Annotated in this window: 15 protein-coding genes; 3 read left to right on the top strand and 12 right to left on the bottom strand. The window is 62.8% G+C overall.

The window, feature by feature from the left end; genetic code table 11:
* Window positions 1-207 (top strand): transposase domain-containing protein (locus tag AMM41_RS19285; protein ID WP_194944878.1); only part of this gene is annotated, 207 nt, incomplete at its 5' end.
* Between the two features lie 350 nt (window positions 208-557).
* Here the strand turns inward: AMM41_RS19285 and AMM41_RS19280 are convergent.
* The 12 genes from AMM41_RS19280 to AMM41_RS19225 all read right to left on the bottom strand — a co-directional run bounded on the left by AMM41_RS19280 (window position 558) and on the right by AMM41_RS19225 (window position 14,973).
* Complete coding sequence (locus AMM41_RS19280; protein WP_089963215.1) at window positions 558-1,784, bottom strand: BaiN/RdsA family NAD(P)/FAD-dependent oxidoreductase; 1,227 nt, start codon at window positions 1,782-1,784, stop codon at window positions 558-560.
* Between the two features lie 82 nt (window positions 1,785-1,866).
* Window positions 1,867-2,295 carry a YidB family protein gene (locus tag AMM41_RS19275; RefSeq protein ID WP_089963213.1) on the bottom strand — a complete coding sequence of 143 codons (429 nt, stop codon included), beginning with the start codon at window positions 2,293-2,295 and terminating at the stop codon, window positions 1,867-1,869.
* Between the two features lie 116 nt (window positions 2,296-2,411).
* The gene (gene cobA / locus AMM41_RS19270) at window positions 2,412-3,278 is read right to left on the bottom strand and encodes a uroporphyrinogen-III C-methyltransferase (protein WP_089963212.1); all 867 of its coding nucleotides are present in this window, start codon (window positions 3,276-3,278) and stop codon (window positions 2,412-2,414) included.
* Window positions 3,275-4,174 carry a DNA-binding protein YbiB gene (ybiB, locus tag AMM41_RS19265; RefSeq protein ID WP_089963210.1) on the bottom strand — a complete coding sequence of 300 codons (900 nt, stop codon included), beginning with the start codon at window positions 4,172-4,174 and terminating at the stop codon, window positions 3,275-3,277. The genes cobA and ybiB overlap by 4 nt, the downstream gene beginning before the upstream one ends.
* A 54-nt stretch (window positions 4,175-4,228) precedes the next feature.
* Window positions 4,229-7,075 carry a nitrate reductase gene (locus AMM41_RS19260; RefSeq protein WP_089963233.1) on the bottom strand — a complete coding sequence of 949 codons (2,847 nt, stop codon included), beginning with the start codon at window positions 7,073-7,075 and terminating at the stop codon, window positions 4,229-4,231.
* 109 nt (window positions 7,076-7,184) lie between these two features.
* Window positions 7,185-7,574 carry a nitrite reductase small subunit NirD gene (gene nirD, locus AMM41_RS19255; RefSeq protein WP_089963207.1) on the bottom strand — a complete coding sequence of 130 codons (390 nt, stop codon included), beginning with the start codon at window positions 7,572-7,574 and terminating at the stop codon, window positions 7,185-7,187.
* 105 nt (window positions 7,575-7,679) lie between these two features.
* Window positions 7,680-10,160, bottom strand: a complete 2,481-nt coding sequence (nirB, locus tag AMM41_RS19250; protein WP_304438338.1) for a nitrite reductase large subunit NirB — start codon at window positions 10,158-10,160, stop codon at window positions 7,680-7,682.
* 10 nt (window positions 10,161-10,170) lie between these two features.
* On the bottom strand, window positions 10,171-10,977 hold the full coding sequence (locus AMM41_RS19245) for an ABC transporter ATP-binding protein (protein WP_089963203.1): 807 nt from the start codon (window positions 10,975-10,977) through the stop codon (window positions 10,171-10,173).
* On the bottom strand, window positions 10,974-11,882 hold the full coding sequence (ntrB, locus tag AMM41_RS19240; protein WP_089963201.1) for a nitrate ABC transporter permease: 909 nt from the start codon (window positions 11,880-11,882) through the stop codon (window positions 10,974-10,976). Before ntrB ends, AMM41_RS19245 begins: the two co-directional genes overlap by 4 nt.
* 11 nt (window positions 11,883-11,893) lie before the next feature.
* Window positions 11,894-13,138: a CmpA/NrtA family ABC transporter substrate-binding protein gene (locus AMM41_RS19235; RefSeq protein WP_089963199.1), complete on the bottom strand. Its 1,245-nt coding sequence runs from the start codon at window positions 13,136-13,138 to the stop codon at window positions 11,894-11,896.
* A 430-nt stretch (window positions 13,139-13,568) separates the two neighbouring features.
* Window positions 13,569-14,195 carry an ANTAR domain-containing response regulator gene (locus AMM41_RS19230; RefSeq protein WP_089963196.1) on the bottom strand — a complete coding sequence of 209 codons (627 nt, stop codon included), beginning with the start codon at window positions 14,193-14,195 and terminating at the stop codon, window positions 13,569-13,571.
* 88 nt (window positions 14,196-14,283) lie between these two features.
* Entirely contained in the window at window positions 14,284-14,973 is a 690-nt protein-coding gene (locus AMM41_RS19225; protein ID WP_089963195.1) for a substrate-binding domain-containing protein, read from the bottom strand.
* Between the two features lie 176 nt (window positions 14,974-15,149).
* On the opposite strand from AMM41_RS19225, the gene tsaD reads away from it, so the two are divergent.
* Entirely contained in the window at window positions 15,150-16,199 is a 1,050-nt protein-coding gene (tsaD, locus tag AMM41_RS19220; protein WP_089963193.1) for a tRNA (adenosine(37)-N6)-threonylcarbamoyltransferase complex transferase subunit TsaD, read from the top strand.
* 128 nt (window positions 16,200-16,327) lie between these two features.
* Window positions 16,328-17,608, top strand: a complete 1,281-nt coding sequence (locus AMM41_RS19215) for a branched-chain amino acid ABC transporter substrate-binding protein (protein WP_089963190.1) — start codon at window positions 16,328-16,330, stop codon at window positions 17,606-17,608.
* The last annotated feature ends 120 nt before the right edge of the window (window positions 17,609-17,728 follow it).

Raw genomic sequence — 17,728 nt, 5'->3', positions numbered from 1 at the left:
CGCAAGAACTGGCTGTTTGCGGGCTCACTCAGAGCGGGCCAAAGGGCGGCAGCGGTGATGAGTCTGATCCAGTCGGCCAAACTCAACGGTCACGACCCGTACGCGTACTTGAAGGACGTGATGGAGAAGCTGCCAACCTGGCCCAATAGGCGGATTCAAGAGTTGCTGCCACACCGCTGGCAGCTGACTGGGCAAAGAATCGGCTGAAACTTGTGGGTGGGCAGGGGTTCGCCGTACGCTTACGCGAAAAGCCTCGCAGACCACCAAGAATCGCCCCGAGGGCGGGGCTCCTACAAAATGCAGGGTTCCTTGTAGGAGCGACGCCCTCGTCGCGAAAAGCCTCGCAGACCACCAAGAATCGCCCCGAGGGCGGGGCTCCTACAAAATGCAGGAAGCCTCCTGTAGGAGCGACGCCCCCGTCGCGATCACCCCCGCAGACCACCAAGAATCGCCCCGGGGGGCGGGGCTCACACACGGATCAAGCCTGTCACTTCAAACTGCACAGGCTGGATGCTGAGGGGTGAGTCCGAATCAATCAGGCAGCAGGGGGTGTTTGTTTAAGCAGCGTGTTTCTCTGCCAAAGCCTGCGCACAAGCGTGGGCGCTGGCCCAGGCCCACTGAAAGTTGTAGCCGCCCAGCCAGCCGGTGACGTCAATCACCTCGCCAATGAAGTACAGCCCGGGCTGTTTGGACTCCATGGTTTGCGACGACACATCGCGTGTGTCCACCCCGCCCAGGGTGACCTCGGCTTTTTTGTAGCCTTCGCTGCCCGTGGGGGTGATGCGCCAGCTGGACAATGCCTCGGCCAGTTTGTTCAGGGCCTTGTCGGGCACTTCGGCGGCGGTGCGCTGCAAGGCGGGGTCTTGGCTGACCCAGGCTTCGGCCAATCGGTTGGGCACCAACGTGGCCAGCTCGTTGCCCAGCAGTTTTTTCGAGCGCAGCTTGGCCTCTTGCAGGCGCTCGGGCAGGTTCACCTCGGGGGCCAGGTTCAGGCGAATGGGGGTGCCTTCTTGCCAGTAGCTGGAAATTTGCAGCACGCCCGGACCCGACAAGCCCCGGTGTGTGAACAGCAGGTCTTCGTCAAAGTGCATGCGGCCTTTTTTCTCGCCCGTCTCGATGACCACGGGCAAAGCGAGCCCGGCCAGTTGCGCATAGGGTGCCCAGCCCTCGCCGTCAAAGGTCAGGGGCACCAGGCCGGGTCGGCGCTCCACCAGACGCAGACCAAACTGGCTGGCGATGCGGTAGCCCCAGTCACTGGCCCCGATTTTGGGGATGGACAGGCCGCCTGTGGCCACCACCAAAGATCGGGTTTGAATTGGGCCATCGGAGGTGTCGAGGGTGTAGTGGGTCTTGTCTTCGGCGGGGGCGTGCACCGACTTGACACTGCAGCCCGTGCGGATGTCCACGCCGCCCGCCGTGCATTCGGCCAGCAGCATGCGGATGATGTCTTCGGCCGAGTGGTCGCAAAACAGCTGGCCTTTGTGCTTTTCATGAAAAGCGATGCCGTGCTTTTGCACCAAATCGATGAAGTCTTGTGGGGTGTAACGCGACAGGGCCGAGCGGCAAAAGTGCGGGTTTTGACTGATGAAGTGCTTTTGCGGGGCCGAGGCGTCGAGCAGCCGGTTGGTGAAGTTGCATCGCCCACCGCCGGAGATGCGGATTTTTTCGGCGATTTTGTCGCTGTGGTCGATGACCAGCACCTTCAAGCCGCGCTGGCCCGCCACACCCGCGCAAAACAAACCGGCAGCCCCGGCACCCACGATCACCACATCCCATGTCTTCATGGCGGGAAGTGTAAGGGGCTGGCGCTTGAAGGTCTGTTCAACGCCGTGCAAAACGCCCCTGCGGGCGTTCACCGGTTCAAATTCAGGACTTCATGAAGCCTTTGAGCATGCCCAGGCCTTGCGCCATCATGTCGCCACTGGGCAGTTTGCCCTCAGGGGTGAGTTGGTCGACCAGTCCGGGCAAGTGTTCGGACAGATTGGCGGCCACTTCGTTCGTGGACAAGCCGGTTTTGGCGGCCAGATCCTGCAACGGGCCTTGGCCCAGCACCGACTGAATTTGTGCGGCGGAAATGGGCAAGTTGGTGTTGTTGGAGATCCACGAAGCCACGACTTCACCCAAGCCGTTTTTCTGAAAAGCACTGACCAAGCCGCTGATGCCGCCAAGCTCGGGGTTGTTGAGCAAGCCCATCACCATTTGCACCATTTTGTCCCCACCCGCACCGCCTTGGCCCGACAGGGCGGCTGTGGCTTGTTGGGCGACTTGGCCTGCGATTGAATCAAAAAGTCCCATGAATTTCTCCCTTGCACGCGGCGAAAAGTGCCGCGCGGCAAAGTCTAGTGGCTCCATGCGCTGGATGCGTTTTGCGCAGTCGCAAGATGTTTGAATTTGTAATGGCCTGGGGCGTTTCAGGCTTGCAAGGCGGTGCGTGGGGGCTGTTGCTGCTCGCCCCAGGCGCGAGCCCCTTGCACCACGTCTCCCACCACGATGATGCTGGGGCTTTGCAGGCCTTCTCGGGCCATGGTGTCTGCCAAATCGCGCAGTGTGGTCAAGGCTTGGCGTTGCACGGGCAAGCTGGCGTACTGCACGATGGCCACAGGCGTTGTGGCGGGCAGGCCTTGCAGCAAGCCTTGGCGGATGGTGTCCAAGCTGCTCACGCCCATGTAGATCACCAGCGTCAACTTGGCTTGTCGGGCGGTGTGGGCCAGCAAAGGCCAGTCGGTGCCGCTGTCACCGGGTTTGGCGTGGCCTGTGACAAACACCACGCCGTGGGCGTGCTCGCGGTGGGTCAGGGGCGCACCCAAGCTGCTCATGCCCGCCAGGCCCGAGGTGATGCCGTTGACCACCTCCACGTCAATGCCCGCTGCACGAAGATGTTCGACTTCTTCGCCGCCCCGCCCAAAGATGAAGGGGTCGCCACCTTTGAGGCGCACCACATGCTCGCCTTCTTGCACGGCGGTGATCATCAGCTTGTCGATGAAGGCCTGCGGCGTGCTTTTGCAGCCGCCGCGTTTGCCCACATGCACGATGCGGGCCGTGGGCGATGCGTGTTCGAGCACGGCTTCGTTGACCAGATCGTCGACCAGCAGCACGGTGGCGCGGGCAATGGCTCGGGCGGCTTTGAGTGTCAGCAGCTCCGGGTCACCCGGGCCTGCACCGACCAGCGTGCATGTTCCTGTTAGCACAGAGGAGGTATGGCTGACGCCGCGTGGCGATGGTGCGATCGGGTGGCGGCGGCTTGGGGTCAGGTCGGAAAACGGTGTGGGAGTGCTCATGCTTGAACTTCACGCAGGATGTGTTGAACTTGCCGTGCCATCGGTTCGGGCACCGGCAGCAGGTTTTGCAAAACCTGTTCGATGTAGAGCGCCGTGGCTGCCGCATCGGTGCCAGGCAATTCGGGCATTTTGGAGAGCGAGCCTTCTTGTTGTTCCTGCACGCGCCAAGTTTGGTGGTGTTTGAACACATCCATGGCCGGTGTGCGCCGGGCATCGGCCACGCTCTCGCCTTCGGTGCCGCGCAGCAGCAGGGCGTGCTGGCCGGTCAGGGCAAAGGTGGCGGACATGGACTGCAAATATTCGGGGTGCGTGTAGCTGCCCACCACCAAGGCGGGGCCGTCGCAGGGGTTCATCAGCTTGACCAGGCTGTGCCCGGGGTTGCGCAGGCCCACCACGCGGCGCACGGCCAGCAGCTTGTGCAGCCCAGCATTCAGCACCTCAGTGGGCACAAACACCACTTCACCGGCTTTCACGAGGGGCGAGGTGGTGGATGCCGAAATGCCCAATTCGGCCAACACCGCTTGACTGCCCACGCGTTTGTCTTCGGTGGCTGTGCCGTGCATCACCACCGCCACGCCTTGGCGTGCCAGCAGCAGGGCCAGCAGCGGCGTGAGCACGGGCAGTTTGCGGGCACCGTTGTAGCTGGGCAGCACCACGGTGGGGGCATGGCCCGAGCGAACCTGGTTCAGCCGAGCGTGTGTGGCGTCCAGAAAACCGGCCATCTCTTCGGGGGTTTCGCCCTTGATGCGCATGGCGATGCAAAAAGCGCCCAACTCCAGGTCACTCACCTGTTGGTCAAGGATTTGACCCATCAGGTCGGCAGCTTGCTTGCGACCGAGTGCGCGTGCGCCGTCTTTGCCGCGTCCGATGTCCTTGATGTAGTGGCTGATACCCATAAGATGAATTGTGAAGGAAGTCAGATAACTGTTGGTTATATGGGTATGCGCACTTCATGTTGGCTGAGGCACGAGTCGGATGATTTGGCGCAACTCGGGCACGCAGGAGCCGCATTGGGTGCCGCAGCGCAGCTGGCTTTGCAGCATGGCCAAGCGTTGGTCTTCGCTGCCAGTTTGGTTTTGCAGGCACGCAGCAATGGCGTTTTCGCGCACGTTGAGGCAGCTGCAAACTTGGCGGCTGACCGGCGTTGCGCCTTCGGGGGGTGCGTCGGACGCCATCAGCCACTGTCGGGCGGGCCATTGGAGCGGCGTGGCTTCTTGCAACAAGGTCTTGAGCCAGCGGCCTGAGCGGCTGTCGCCTGCCACCAGAAAGCCTTGCAGGCTGCGCAGGCCTTGGGTGTTGGGCGTGCTCAGATGCACCGAGCGGCGTTGCATGCGCACCGCGTCTTGGTAGTGCAGGGTGGCGGAGTGGTTCAGGCCCAGTGCCTCGGCCACGGTGTGCAGCAGCGTGGCATGGGCAGGCTGCCTGCAGGCCGCACGCAGGAGCAAACCGGTGCGCGGCGTCTGCTCGCTCAGGGCGGCGTGGGCATCGGTGAAGGGCACCAGGTAAGCAAAATCGAATTGCGGCAGCAGCTTTTGCAATTGCTGGCGCACCGTCCAGACGGTGTCGCTGGGCAGCCAGGCCATGGCCACCACTTGCCAGCTGGCATCGGCCGACAGGGCGGCGCGGGTGATTTGCACCGCCGCGTGTTTCAGTTCCGGCTGCTTGGAGGTGGCGCAGTAGCTCGATGTGGTGAGCACGTTCACACCCAGCCCCGCTTCGCCTTGGGCATTGCGCCCACTGAGCACCTCTGGGCCCCAGTGCATGGCGATGAAGGCCTGCGAGGCTGCCACTTGCGAGCTGGACTGCACCGGCAGCACCAGGCTGCCGCGTTTGCTGCGCACTTGCACCAGATCACCGTCTTGCAGGCCCAGGCGCTGGGCGTCTTGCGGGTTCATTTGCACACAAGGCTCTGGGCTGTGGGCAAACAGGCGGCCTGCGGTGCCGGTGCGGGTCATGCCGTGCCACTGGTCGCGCAGGCGGCCGGTGGTCAGCGAAAACGGGAACTGCGACACGCGCTCTTCCGCCACGGGCTGCCAGCTGACGGCGGCAAAGCGGGCGCGGCCGTCGGCTGTCGGGAATCTCCCGTCGGCATACAAGCGGGCTTGCCCGGTGCTGGCCCCTTCGGGCAGTGGCCATTGGGCAGGGCCTGTGGTCTCGAGTTGGGCGTAGCTCAGACCCGTGATGTCGAGGTCGCGGCCTCGGGTGCTTTCGCGGTGCTCGTTCCAGACCGACTCGGGCGCGGGGTAGTGCATCAGACGGGCGTCTTGCGGACGGCCCAGCGCCAAGGCCAGGCGCTGGCCCAGGTCTGCTGCAATGGCCCAATCGGCTCGGGCTTGCCCAGGCGCTGCGACAGCGGCACGCACCCGGCTGATGCGCCGCTCGCTGTTGGTCACTGTGCCTTCTTTTTCGCCCCAGGTGGTGGCGGGCAAAAGCAGGTCGGCGTAGTCGCATGTCGCAGCCGTGGCAAAGGCCTCTTGCACCACCACGAATTCGGCGCGTTGCAGTGCGCGGCGCACGGTGGTCTGGTCGGGCATGGACTGCGCGGGGTTCGTGCAAGCGATCCACAGGGCTTTGATTTGCCCGTCGGCCGCAGCTTCGAACATCTCTACGGCCGTGAGGCCGGGCTTGGCGGGCACGTCGGCCACACCCCAAAGCGCGGCCACTTCGGCGCGGTGCTGCGGGTTGGCCAGGTCGCGGTGGGCCGACATCAGGTTGGCCATGCCACCCACTTCGCGCCCGCCCATGGCGTTGGGCTGGCCTGTGAGCGACAGGGGGCCTGCACCGGGGCGGCCGATTTGCTGTGTGGCCAGGTGCAGGTTGATGAGCGCCGCGTTTTTGGCGGTGCCGTTGCTGGACTGGTTCAGGCCCTGGCAATACAGGCTGAGGGTGGGGGTGCGGTCAGAGCTGCCCTCTTGCACGCCTGCAAACCAGCGGGCGGCGGTGTAGAGGTCGGCTTCGGGCACGCCACAAATCTGCGCCACATGCTGCGGCGTGTACTCGGCCACCAGGGCCTGCAGGGCTTCAAAGCCATTGGTGTGGGTTGCGATGTAGTGGGCTTGTGTCCAGCCCTGGGCCAGCATGATGTGCAGCAGGCCGTGGAACAGCATCACATCGGTGCCGGGCTGGATGGCCAGGTGCAGGTCGGCCATGTCGGCGGTGTCGGTGCGGCGCGGGTCTACCACGACCATCTTGAGCGCCGGGTTGGCGCGTTTGGCGTCTTCGATGCGGCGAAACAAAATCGGGTGCGCCCAGGCCGCGTTGCTGCCCGCGATGAACAGGCACTGCGCGTGCGCGATGTCCTCGTAGCAGGCCGGTGGGGCGTCGGCCCCCAGTGTCATCTTGTAGCCTGCCACGGCGCTGCTCATGCACAGGCGCGAGTTGCTGTCGATGTTGTTGGTGCCTAAAAGGCCTTTGGCCAGTTTGTTGAAGACGTAATAGTCCTCGGTGAGCAGCTGGCCCGAGATGTAAAAGCCCAAAGCGTCAGGGCCGTGGTTGTGCACGATGGCGGCCAGGCGTTGGCTGGCCATGTCCATGGCGGCGCTCCAGCCCAGGGCTTGCAGCGTCTGGCCACGCACGGGCCGCCACTGGGGCGTGAGCAAACGGGTTTGCGCCGTGACCTGCGGTGCGGCCGTCAGGTGCAGCGACTGGCCCTTGGTGCACAAACGGCCGAAGTTGGCCGGGTGATCCGGGTCCCCGCGCACGCCGGTGATCTGCGTGCCCTGCGATGCGATGACCACGCCGCAGCCCACGCCGCAGTAGGGGCAGGTGGATTTGGTTTCGTGGGTGATGGGGATCATGGGCAACAGGGTAGTGGTGGGGTGGGGCTTTGGGATTTTGTAGGTCGGTGGCTTCAGCCCCGACATGACCGGTTCATCGAAGGCTCCTGTCGGGGCTAAAGCCACCGACCTACGAGGTCCTCGCTGTTTTCCGCGATACCGGGCCCGCAATGGGCCGCGTCAGATCCGTCGCGTGGCCAAGCAGTTCATCGGCATTCAAAAACACCACGCCTTGCTCCACCTTGACTTCAAAGCGCGGTGTGCAGCCCTCGTCGGGTGCTTGCGCCTGGCCGTCGCACAGGCCAATCGTCCAGTTGTGCAGCGGGCAGGCCACGCTGGTGCCAAACACAATCCCTTGCGACAAGGGGCCGCCCTTGTGCGGGCAGCGGTCGAGCAGGGCAAACACTTCGTCAGCGTCGTTGCGGAACACGGCCACGTCGAGTCCCTGGTCACGCGCCACGCGGCGCGAGCCCAGCACCGGGATGTCTTCCACCCGGCAGATTTCTTTCCATGCGGTCATTTTTCAATCCTTGGTTAGCATTTGTAGGAGCCCACCCCTGTGGGCGATGGCGTGGCTTGGTGGTGTGCGTGCAATCGCCCACGGGGTGGGCTCCTACACAAGAGGTCAGGCGGTGGTCAGGGGCTCGAACTGGCGGGTGTCCACTTTGGCTTCTTGCAGCTCAAACCACGGGTCGGGTTCGCCGTCGAGCGCGGCTTGCAGCTTGGCCCATAAGGTTTGGCGCAAAGCGGCGTCTTCCAAGATCTTTTTCTTCACGTAGTCCAGACCCACCCGGTTGATGTAGTGCACCGTGCGCTCCAGGTACCAGCCTTCTTGGCGGTACAGCTGCATGAAAGCGCCCGTGTACTCCAGCACCTCTTCGGCGGTCTTGAGCTTGGTGAAAAAATGCGCCACCTCGGTTTTGATGCCACCGTTGCCGCCCACATACATCTCCCAGCCACTGTCCACGCCGATGATGCCCACGTCCTTGATGCCCGCTTCGGCGCAGTTGCGCGGGCAGCCTGAGACGGCGAACTTGACCTTGTGCGGCGCATACATGCGCCACATGGCTTTCTCCAGGTCCTTGCCCATTTGCGTGCTGTCTTGGGTGCCCATGCGGCACCACTCGCTGCCCACGCAGGTTTTGACCGTGCGCAGGGCCTTGGCGTAGGCGTGGCCGCAAGGCATGCCGATGTCTTTCCACACACCCACCAGATCTTCTTTTTTCACACCCAGCAAGTCGATGCGCTGACCGCCCGTGACCTTCACCGTGGGGATTTGGTATTTGTCGACCACATCGGCGATGCGGCGCAGCTCGGCGGCGGTGGTCTCGCCCGCCCACATGCGAGGGATCACGCTGTAGGTGCCGTCTTTCTGGATGTTGGCGTGGCTGCGTTCATTGATGAAGCGGCTTTGCGGGTCGTCTTGCGCCTCTTTGGGCCAGGTGCTGATCAGGTAATAGTTGACGGCCGGGCGGCAGCTCGCGCAGCCGTTGGGCGTGCGCCAGCCCATGAACTTGAACACGCCACCCACGGTGAGCAGTTTGTGGTCGCGCACCGCATCTCGCACCGCCTGGTGGCCATGTTCGGTGCAGCCGCACATGGGCTTGAGCTTGGGTGTAGCCGAGTAGTCGCCACCGGCGGTGAACATCAAAATCTGCTCAACCAGCCCGGTGCACGAGCCGCAGCTGGCGCTGGCCTTGGTTTGCTTGCGCACTTCGTCCAGCGTGAACAGGCCCTTGTCCTTGATGGCCTTGCAGATCGCGCCCTTGGTCACGCCGTTGCAGCCGCACACTTCGTCGGCATCCTGCATGGCAGCGGCTTTGCTCTGGCCCTGGTGGCCCACGTCGCCGATGTTGGATTCGCCAAACATCAGCTTGTCGCGGATGTCGGCCACGCTGCGGCCATCACGCAGCAGCTTGAAATACCAGCTGCCGTCCACCGTGTCGCCATACAGGCAGGCACCCACCAGCTGGTCTCCCTTGAGCACCAGCTTTTTGTAGACACCGCCGGCCGGGTCGCTCATGACGATTTCTTCGCACTCCGGGCTGCCCATGAAGTCGCCCGCGCTGAACAAGTCGATGCCGGTGACCTTGAGTTTGGTCGAAGTGAGTGACCCGGTGTAGCGGCCAATGCCGAATTCGGCCAGGTGATTGGCCAGCACTTTGCCTTGTTCGAACAGCGGAGCCACCAGACCGTAGGCAATGCCTCTGTGCGCGGCGCATTCGCCCACCGCCCAGATGCGCGGGTCGGTCACGGTTTGCAGTGTGTCGCTCACCACGATGCCGCGGTTCACATGCAGGCCCATGCTTTCGGCCAGCGCGGTGTTGGGTCGGATGCCCACGGCCATGACCACCAGATCGGCGGGCACATGGGTGCCATCCTTGAATTCGACTTTGCTCACGCGGCCGGTGTCATTGCCCACCAGCGCGGCGGTTTGTGCGCTCATGCGGAACTGCATGCCGCGTGCTTCGAGAGAAGCCTGCAGCATCTGCGCGGCCACCTTGTCGAGCTGGCGCTCCATCAGCCAATCGCTCACATGCACCACCGTGACCTGCATGCCGCGTTTCATCAGGCCGTTGGCCGCTTCCAGGCCCAGCAGGCCGCCGCCGATGACGACCGCGTGTTTGTACTGCGTGGCCGCGTCGATCATGGCCTGCGTGTCGGCAATGTCGCGGTACGCCAGCACGCCTTGCAGGTCTTTGCCGGGCAGAGGCAGGATGAAAGGGTTGGAGCCGGTGGCGATCACCAGGCGGTCATAGGGCGTGGCGATTTTTTCGCCAGTGGCGTTTTCGGCGCTCACGGTGCGTTGGAGGCGGTCCACCGCCGTGACCTTCCAACCCGCATGCAGCGTGATGCCGTTGTCGTTGTACCAAGCCCAGTCGTTGAGCACGATTTCGTCCAGCGTTTGCTCACCGGCCAGCACGGGTGACAGCAGGATGCGGTTGTAGTTGGGGTGCGGCTCGGCGCCGAACACGGTGATGTCGTACAGGTCGGGCGCGAGTTTCAGCAGCTCTTCGATGGCCCGAACCCCGGCCATGCCGTTGCCGACCATGACCAGTTTCATTTTTTCTTTGGCACCGGATGTGAATGGGGTACGCATGTCCATGGTCTTCTCCTTAAGCGGTTTTTTCCACATGCGCCTGGCGCGTGTAGAGGAAGTCGATCACCGCTTTGCGGTAGCGCTGGTACTCGGCGCTTTCGGCCAGTTCCACGCGATGGCGCGGGCGTGGCAAGTCCACACTCAGCACCTCGCCAATCGTGGCGGCAGGTCCGTTGGTCATCATCACGATCTTGTCGGACAGCAGCACGGCCTCGTCCACGTCGTGGGTGACCATGACCACGGTGCTTTGGGTGCGGGCCACAATCTCGAGCAATTCGTCTTGCAGCTTGGCGCGGGTCAGCGCGTCCAGAGCGCCAAAGGGCTCGTCCATCAAGAGCACTTTGGGCTCCATGGCCAGGGCACGGGCAATGCCCACGCGTTGCTTCATGCCGCCCGAGATTTCGCCGGGGCGCTTTTGCGCGGCGTGACTCAGGCCCACCATGGCCAGCGCCGCGTCGGTGCGGGCTCGCAACTGGGCCTTGGTTTCGGCTTTGCCAAACACCCGCTCGATGCCCAGGTGCACGTTGTCAAAGCAGGTGAGCCAGGGCAGCAGTGAATGGTTCTGGAACACCACCGCACGCTCGGGGCCGGGGCCTGCAATCTCGCGGTTGGCGCACAGCAGCACACCGGCCGTGGGGGTGGTCAGCCCGGCGATCAGGTTGAGCAAGGTGGACTTGCCGCAGCCCGAGTGGCCAATCAAGGCCACGAACTCGCCTTTGGCGATGTCCAGGTGGATGTCTCGCAGTGCCGGAAACAAACCCTTGTTGGTTTTGAAGGTCTGCTCCACGCTTTGAATTTGGATGTACTTGCTGTCGCTGTTCATGATTTGACATCCTCAAAAGTGAAGGCGGTGGCGATGCGGATCAGGGCGTATTCCAGGATCAAGCCCACGCCGCCAATCACAAAAATAGCGATGATGATGTTCTTGACGTTGAGGTTGTTCCACTCGTCCCAGACCCAAAAGCCAATGCCCACGCCACCTGTCAGCATCTCGGCTGCCACGATGACCAGCCATGCGGTGCCCACGGCCAGGCGCACACCGGTCAGCATGTAAGGCAGCACAGCGGGGAACAAGATGGTGGTGGCGATCTTCCATTCCGACAGGTTGAGCACCCGGGCCACGTTCAAATAATCCTGCGGCACGCGCTGCACCCCCACGGCGGTGTTGATGATCATGGGCCAGATGGAGCAGATGAAAATCGTCCAGATGGCGGCCGGGTTGGCCCCTTTGAACACCAGCAAACCGATGGGCAGCCAAGCCAGTGGCGAGACCGGACGCAGCAAGCTGATGAGCGGGTTGAACATGCGCGAGAGGAAGGTGAAGCGCCCAATCACAAAGCCCGCCGGAATGCCGACCAGCGCCGCCAGACCAAAGCCCACGGCCACGCGCTCGAGCGACATCAGCACGTTCCAGCCCACGCCCTGGTCATTGGGGCCCTTGCGGTAAAACGGGTCGCTGAAGATCTCGATCGCCTGCACGCCGGTTTCGTAAGGGCTGGGGATGCTGCCTTTGGTGGTGATGGACACCAGCGACCACAGCCCGATCAAGAGGCCCAGACCCATGAGCGGCGGCAACACCGCCATCCAGAAGTTGTGCCACTGGCGGGCGCGTTGCATTTGCACGGCGGCTGCAGCGGTGGCGGCGGCGACCTCTGCAGGGGTCGGGGGCACCAGCTTTTCAGGGGCAGATTGCCCCCTGGTCGGTGAATGGAAAACGGCGCTGACCATGGTGTTGTCCTTCAGGCTTTGACTTTGAAACCGTCGGCGTACTTTTTCGGGTCCTTGGCGTCCCAGATCACGCCATCGATGCCTTTGTGGCTGCGCATCTCGCTCTTGGGCACAGGCGCCTTGGCAGCGGTGGCGGCGTCTTTGTAGAGTGCGATCTGGTTGATCTGCTTGGCCACGCCCAGGTAGTCGGGGTGGTCTTTGAGCAAGCCCCAGCGCTTGTGTTGGGTCAGGAACCACATGCCGTCGGACAGGTAAGGGAAATTCACAGTGCCCTCGTTGTAGAACTTCATGTGGTTGGGGTCGTCCCACGTCTTGCCCATGCCGTTTTGGTAGCGGCCCAAAATGCGCTGGTTGATGGCGTCCACGCTGGTGTTCACATACGATTTGTCGGCCACGGTTTCGGCCATCTTGAGCTTGTTTTGCAAGCTGGCGTCGATCCACTGGCCGGCCTCGATGATGGCGGCCGTCACCGCGCGGGCGGTGTTGGGGTATTTTTTGACGAACTCAGCGGTGGTGCCCAGCACTTTTTCAGGGTGGTCTTTCCAGATGTCCTGCGTGGTGGCGGCTGTCACCCCGATGCCGTCCATGATGGCGCGGTGGTTCCAGGGTTCGCCCACACAAAAGCCGTCCATATTGCCCACGCGCATATTGGCCACCATTTGGGGGGGCGGCACGGTGATGACCTTGGCGTCTTTCATGGGGTTGATGCCGTAGCTGGCCAGCCAGTAGTACAACCACATGGCGTGGGTGCCGGTGGGGAAGGTCTGTGCAAAGGTGTACTCGCGTTTGTCGCTTTGCATCAGCTTGGCCAGCCCTGCGCCATCCACAGCACCCTTGTCGGCCAGCTTTTTGGACAGCGTGATGGCCTGGCCGTTGTGGTTCAGGTTCATCAGCACGGCCATGTCTTTTTTGGGGCCCGACAGACCGAGGTGCACGCCATAGACCAAGCCGTACAGCACATGGGCAAAGTCGAGTTCGCCGTTGACCAGCTTGTCGCGCACCCCGGCCCAGCTGGCTTCTTTGCTCAGCACAAACTTGACGCCGTGCTTGACGTCCAGGCCCAGCACCGAGGCCATGACCACACTGGCGCAATCGGTCAGGGGAATGAAGCCAATCTTGACTTCCTTTTTCTCTGGGGCGTCAGACCCCGCGGCATAGACCATGGAGCGCAGGGCCGGCGACACGCCAGCCGCGCCCACGGCGGCGGCCTGCAACACGGTGCGGCGGTTGAAGCTGGTTTTCAGAATGTCGGTCATGGCGAAACTCCTGGAGAGGTTTTGAAAAAACAAAAAAGGCGTCCTCATGTCGTCTACGCCTGCAGTGCAGTGCGTGAACGCATGGGGACGCCTTTGTCCGGTGTGACTTCACCCGCCCTTGGGTGTTGTCACGTTTGACCTTCGTTGGTCTTGCTTCAGCTATTGCAAGCCGCGTGCCAGGGTTTTCCTGGGGTGGCGTGCATGAGTTCCTCAGATTTGGTGCCCTGAAGTGCACCTTGGTGGTGCCGGCGCACATCGTCGGTGCCTGAATGCGTGGGCGGCGGTATGAGGGCATGTTGGTAGGTCGGTAGCTTTAGCTCCGACATGGCGTGCTTTGGCGCAGCCGGAATGTCGGGGCTGAAGCCGTCGACCTACAAAAAACTGTGCCGAGAGCAATGCTCACGCCTACAAAAAATCTGGCTGTGCTGCTTCAGCCCAGCAGTTCAGCCATCTCAATCATCTGCTGCGCGATGTCGGCCAGCTTCACGCCCTTGTTCATGGCCGCCTTGCGCAAACGGGCATAAGCCTCGGGTTCGCTTAAGGCCTGGCGCTGCATCAGCAAGCCCTTGGCGCGGTCGATCAACTTGCGGTCTTGCAACTCGCCACGGGCGTTGTTCAGCTCGGCCAGCAAAGCCTGCTCATGCTTGAAGCGGGCCATGGCCACTGTCAGGATCGGGTGAATGCGCTCGGGTGCCAGCCCGGCCACGATGTAGGCCGTCACGCCTGCGGCCACGGCCTCGTTCATGGGCCGGGTGTCGCTGTCATTGGTGAACATCACGATGGGGCGACGCTCGTCGCGCGTGGCCATGACCACATGCTCCAGTGCATCGCGGGCATCGCTTTCGGCATCCACAATGACCATGTCGGCTTGTAACTGGGCCAGGCGCTCGGTCAAAAACACATCGGCGGGCAAAGTGGCCACCAGGTTGTAACCCGCTTGCAGCAGTCCGATGCGCAGCAGCCGCGAGCGCTCTTCAATGGCCTGTGCCTGCTCATCCCCCTCGGCCACCAAGGCCGGGTCTGAAATGATGACGACGATTCTCAAGGCTTCCTGCATGGGCAGACCTGAGCAAGAAACGCGCCGGATTGTTGAAACGGGGTACCCATGCCGTGCTTGGGTGCCACCAACGATGGAACAGGCCGCTTCAGGCCGCCACCATCCCGTGCCGCACCTTGGTGTCGGCACAAGCGGCCGATGCCCAAAACGCCAGCATGGCCTGCACCGCCTGTGCTTGCAGGCTGGTCGCCGCCACACTGCCTGAAAACGTGGTGATGATCTCCACCCCCGGTGGCAGGCCGCCCACGATGGTGATGCCGGGCACGCCCAGCATTTCGCTCAGTTGCTGAAAGCCCAGCGCCACTTCGCCTTGCGCGATCAGCTGCCCCACGGGCACGCCAGGTTGGGCTTGCACCATGCGGTCTTTGATCTGGTCGGCAATGCCCCAAACCTCGAACTGCTTGGCCAGTTGCACACCGCTGGGCCCGGTGGAGTAGCCCAGCGTGCGGGCCGAGAGGATGGCCGCCTTGAGCGCGGCTTCGCTGGAAATGTCGGGCGCTGGAGCCCCTGCTGGCACCGCCACGGCCACGCTCGATTGCACCAGGTCCACCCGGCTGCCCGCCTGCACATGGTCGCTGGCGACCAATTTGTCGATGGCATCGCTGGCCAGCATGACGCAGTCAAAGGCTTCGCCCGCCTGCACGCGTTGGGCCGCAGCCACACCGCCCACCGACTCGACCAGCACCTGAACATCAGGCGCTTGTGCGGTGTACAGCGCCACCAAGTCGGCCAGTAAGGCCTTGGTGGCCATGGAAGAAATCAGTCGGATTGTGGTCATGGTGAGGTGTTGGAATGGGGTGAATTTGTGGGAGCGACGCCCCCGTCGCGATGGATTCGCGATGGATTCGCGTCGAATGGCGTATGCCAAGGCACCCTCGCGACCAGGGCGTCGCTCCCACAAGGATTATCGCCAAGCCCCCTGCGGTGAGCCATGCCCCGCTTAAACTCGCTGCTATGAAAATTTTGGGTATCGAATCTTCTTGCGACGAAACCGGTGTGGCCTTGGTGGAAACCACGGGCAGCGCCATGCCGCGTTTGTTGTCGCACGCGCTTTACAGCCAAATCGAGATGCACCAGGCCTATGGCGGCGTGGTGCCCGAACTGGCCAGCCGCGACCACATTCGGCGGGTCTTGCCGCTCACGCGCCAAGTGCTGGCCGAGGCGGGGGCCACTTTGGCCGACATCGACGTGGTGGCCTACACCCGCGGGCCGGGACTGGCCGGGGCGCTCTTGGTGGGGTCGGGCGTGGCCTGTGCGCTGGCTGCGTCTTTGGGCAAGCCGGTGTTGGGCGTGCACCATTTGGAGGGGCATTTGCTCTCGCCTTTTTTGAGTGCCGACCCGCCCGAGTTTCCCTTCATCGCATTGCTGGTGTCGGGCGGCCACACGCAGCTGATGCGGGTGGACGCCGTAGGCCGCTACGAGCTGCTGGGCGAGACGATTGACGACGCCGCAGGCGAAGCCTTTGACAAGTCGGCCAAGCTCATGGGCCTGCCTTACCCCGGTGGCCCGGGCCTGTCGCGCCTGGCCGAGCAGGGCAACCCGGCAGCCTACAAGTTGCCGCGCCCGCTGCTGCACAGCGGCGATTTGGACTTTTCCTTTGCGGGCCTGAAAACAGCAGTGCTCACGCAGAGCCAAAAAATCGGCCCTGCCGCTCACACCGAAGGCGCACACGAGCGGGCCGACCTGGCCGCATCGACCCAGGCGGCGATTGTCGAGGTGTTGGTGAAAAAGTCGATGACGGCCCTCAAAACCAGCGGCATGAAGCGCCTGGTCGTGGCCGGTGGCGTGGGGGCCAACCGCGAACTGCGGGCGCAACTGAATGCCGCCTGCGCCAAGGCCCAGGTGCGCGTGCACTACCCCGAGTTGCACCTGTGCACCGACAACGGGGCCATGATCGCCATGGCCGCCGCCATGCGTTTGCAAGCCGGGGCGCAAACGGCCGAGGCGCGTTACAGCTTCGATGTGAAACCGCGTTGGCCTTTGCACGAGCTCGCCGGTTCTTGAAGCGCCCCTGAATCTGCCGAAACAAGCCCTGCTGGAATGCGGGTTAACCCCATGGCCTGTGCGCTGACTGGTTAAACTCCCGCCCTTTGCTTGCCAGGGCCGGGTCACGGTCCTGCGCCCCTGTTGCCATGTATTCATTCCCTTTTTTCTTGCGTCGCGCATTGCTGGCCTGTGTGGTCTCGCTGTGTGGGGTCGGTGCCCATGCCCAGTCGCCCGCACCCATTCGTTTGGCCTTGATCGAGGGGCTCAGTGGCCCTTTTGCCAACACGGGCGAGGCCGTGGTGCGCAACATCGCTTGGGCGGTGGAGCGTGTCAATGCCCGGGGTGGCGTCAAGACATCGCAGGGCCTGCGGCCCATGGTGCTGGAGCGCTATGACAGCAAGGGCCAAAGCGAAGAAGCTTTGTCGGCCCTCAAGTCGGCCATCGACGATGGCGCACAAGTGGTGTTGCAGGGCAACTCGTCGGCCAACGCAGCGGCCCTCATCGATGCCATCAACAAACACAATGAGCGTGAACCGGCCAAACGTGTGTTGTTTTTGAATTACTCGGCCGTTGACCCCGTTTTGACCAACGAAAAATGCAGCTTTTGGCACTTTCGCTTTGATGCGCATGCCGACATGCGCATGGCTGCGTTGATGCAAGTGCTGCGCGAAGACCAACAAGTCCAGTCGGCCTACCTGATCGGTCAAGACTACAGCTTTGGCCAAGCTGTGCTGCGTGAGGCCAAGCGCCAGTTGGCCGAACAGCGGCCCGATGTGAAGATCGTGGGGGACGAGTTGCACCCCATGGGCCGGGTCAAAGACTTTTTGCCTTATGCGGCCAAGATCAAGGCCAGCGGGGCGCAAGCGGTCATCACCGGCAACTGGGGCAATGACCTGACGCTCTTGGTCAAGGCGGCCCGAGAGGCGGGCTACGAGGGCAAGTTCTACACCTTTTATGGCAATGCCTTGGGTGCGCCTGCGGCCATTGGCGAAGCCGGTGTGGGCCGGGTGATTGCGGTGGCCGATTGGCTGCCCAATGTGCCGGGCAAGGCCAGTGAGGCGTTTTACCAAGCCTTTCGCCAGCGATTTCCCAAACCGACCGAAGACTATGTCCATGTGCGGATGCAGCTGATGGTGGAGGCTTTGGCCCAATCCATTGAAAAGGCCGGCCACACCGATCCCCTGGCCGTGGCCTTGCAGCTTGAAAAATCCCGTGTCAGCACCGCCGGGCAAACGGGCCAAATGCGTGCGCAAGACCACCAATTTCAGCAAGCCCTGGTGGTCGGCCTCATGCAACGCCAGGGCACACCGGGCGTGCCTTTTGATGTGGAGGGCTCGGGTTATGGTTTCAAAGTGGTGCGCCAAATTCCAGCGGAGCAGGCCCGTTTGCCCACCACTTGCAAGATGCAGCGCCCAGCGGGTGCTTGATGGGGCGAACCCCTTCAGGCCCACCCGGAGGGCGTTTTTGGCCAATTGAAACAGGATGTAATAAGTCATCCAACAGTCTTTTTGAATTCAAAATTGATTATTAAGATGTAAAAAACTTTG

Origin of the sequence: Limnohabitans sp. 2KL-3 (assembly GCF_001269405.1) — a bacterium.
Taxonomy (GTDB): domain Bacteria; phylum Pseudomonadota; class Gammaproteobacteria; order Burkholderiales; family Burkholderiaceae_C; genus Limnohabitans_A.
Note: the sequence above shows the minus strand (reverse complement) of the source record. Positions and strands in the feature narration are given on the sequence as shown.

What these genes read in the sequence shown, in the direction of transcription:
- ntrB (WP_089963201.1), bottom strand. Translation starts at nt 11,882, where the DNA reads ATGGTCAGCGCCGTTTTCCATTCACCGACCAGGGGGCAATCTGCCCCT.
- nirD (WP_089963207.1), bottom strand. Translation starts at nt 7,574, where the DNA reads ATGACCGCATGGAAAGAAATCTGCCGGGTGGAAGACATCCCGGTGCTG.
- AMM41_RS19245 (WP_089963203.1), bottom strand. Translation starts at nt 10,977, where the DNA reads ATGAACAGCGACAGCAAGTACATCCAAATTCAAAGCGTGGAGCAGACC.
- AMM41_RS19230 (WP_089963196.1), bottom strand. Translation starts at nt 14,195, where the DNA reads ATGCAGGAAGCCTTGAGAATCGTCGTCATCATTTCAGACCCGGCCTTG.
- ybiB (WP_089963210.1), bottom strand. Translation starts at nt 4,174, where the DNA reads ATGGGTATCAGCCACTACATCAAGGACATCGGACGCGGCAAAGACGGC.
- AMM41_RS19260 (WP_089963233.1), bottom strand. Translation starts at nt 7,075, where the DNA reads ATGATCCCCATCACCCACGAAACCAAATCCACCTGCCCCTACTGCGGC.
- AMM41_RS19225 (WP_089963195.1), bottom strand. Translation starts at nt 14,973, where the DNA reads ATGACCACAATCCGACTGATTTCTTCCATGGCCACCAAGGCCTTACTG.
- AMM41_RS19280 (WP_089963215.1), bottom strand. Translation starts at nt 1,784, where the DNA reads ATGAAGACATGGGATGTGGTGATCGTGGGTGCCGGGGCTGCCGGTTTG.
- cobA (WP_089963212.1), bottom strand. Translation starts at nt 3,278, where the DNA reads ATGAGCACTCCCACACCGTTTTCCGACCTGACCCCAAGCCGCCGCCAC.
- AMM41_RS19235 (WP_089963199.1), bottom strand. Translation starts at nt 13,138, where the DNA reads ATGACCGACATTCTGAAAACCAGCTTCAACCGCCGCACCGTGTTGCAG.
- tsaD (WP_089963193.1), top strand. Translation starts at nt 15,150, where the DNA reads ATGAAAATTTTGGGTATCGAATCTTCTTGCGACGAAACCGGTGTGGCC.
- nirB (WP_304438338.1), bottom strand. Translation starts at nt 10,160, where the DNA reads ATGGACATGCGTACCCCATTCACATCCGGTGCCAAAGAAAAAATGAAA.
- AMM41_RS19275 (WP_089963213.1), bottom strand. Translation starts at nt 2,295, where the DNA reads ATGGGACTTTTTGATTCAATCGCAGGCCAAGTCGCCCAACAAGCCACA.
- AMM41_RS19215 (WP_089963190.1), top strand. Translation starts at nt 16,328, where the DNA reads ATGTATTCATTCCCTTTTTTCTTGCGTCGCGCATTGCTGGCCTGTGTG.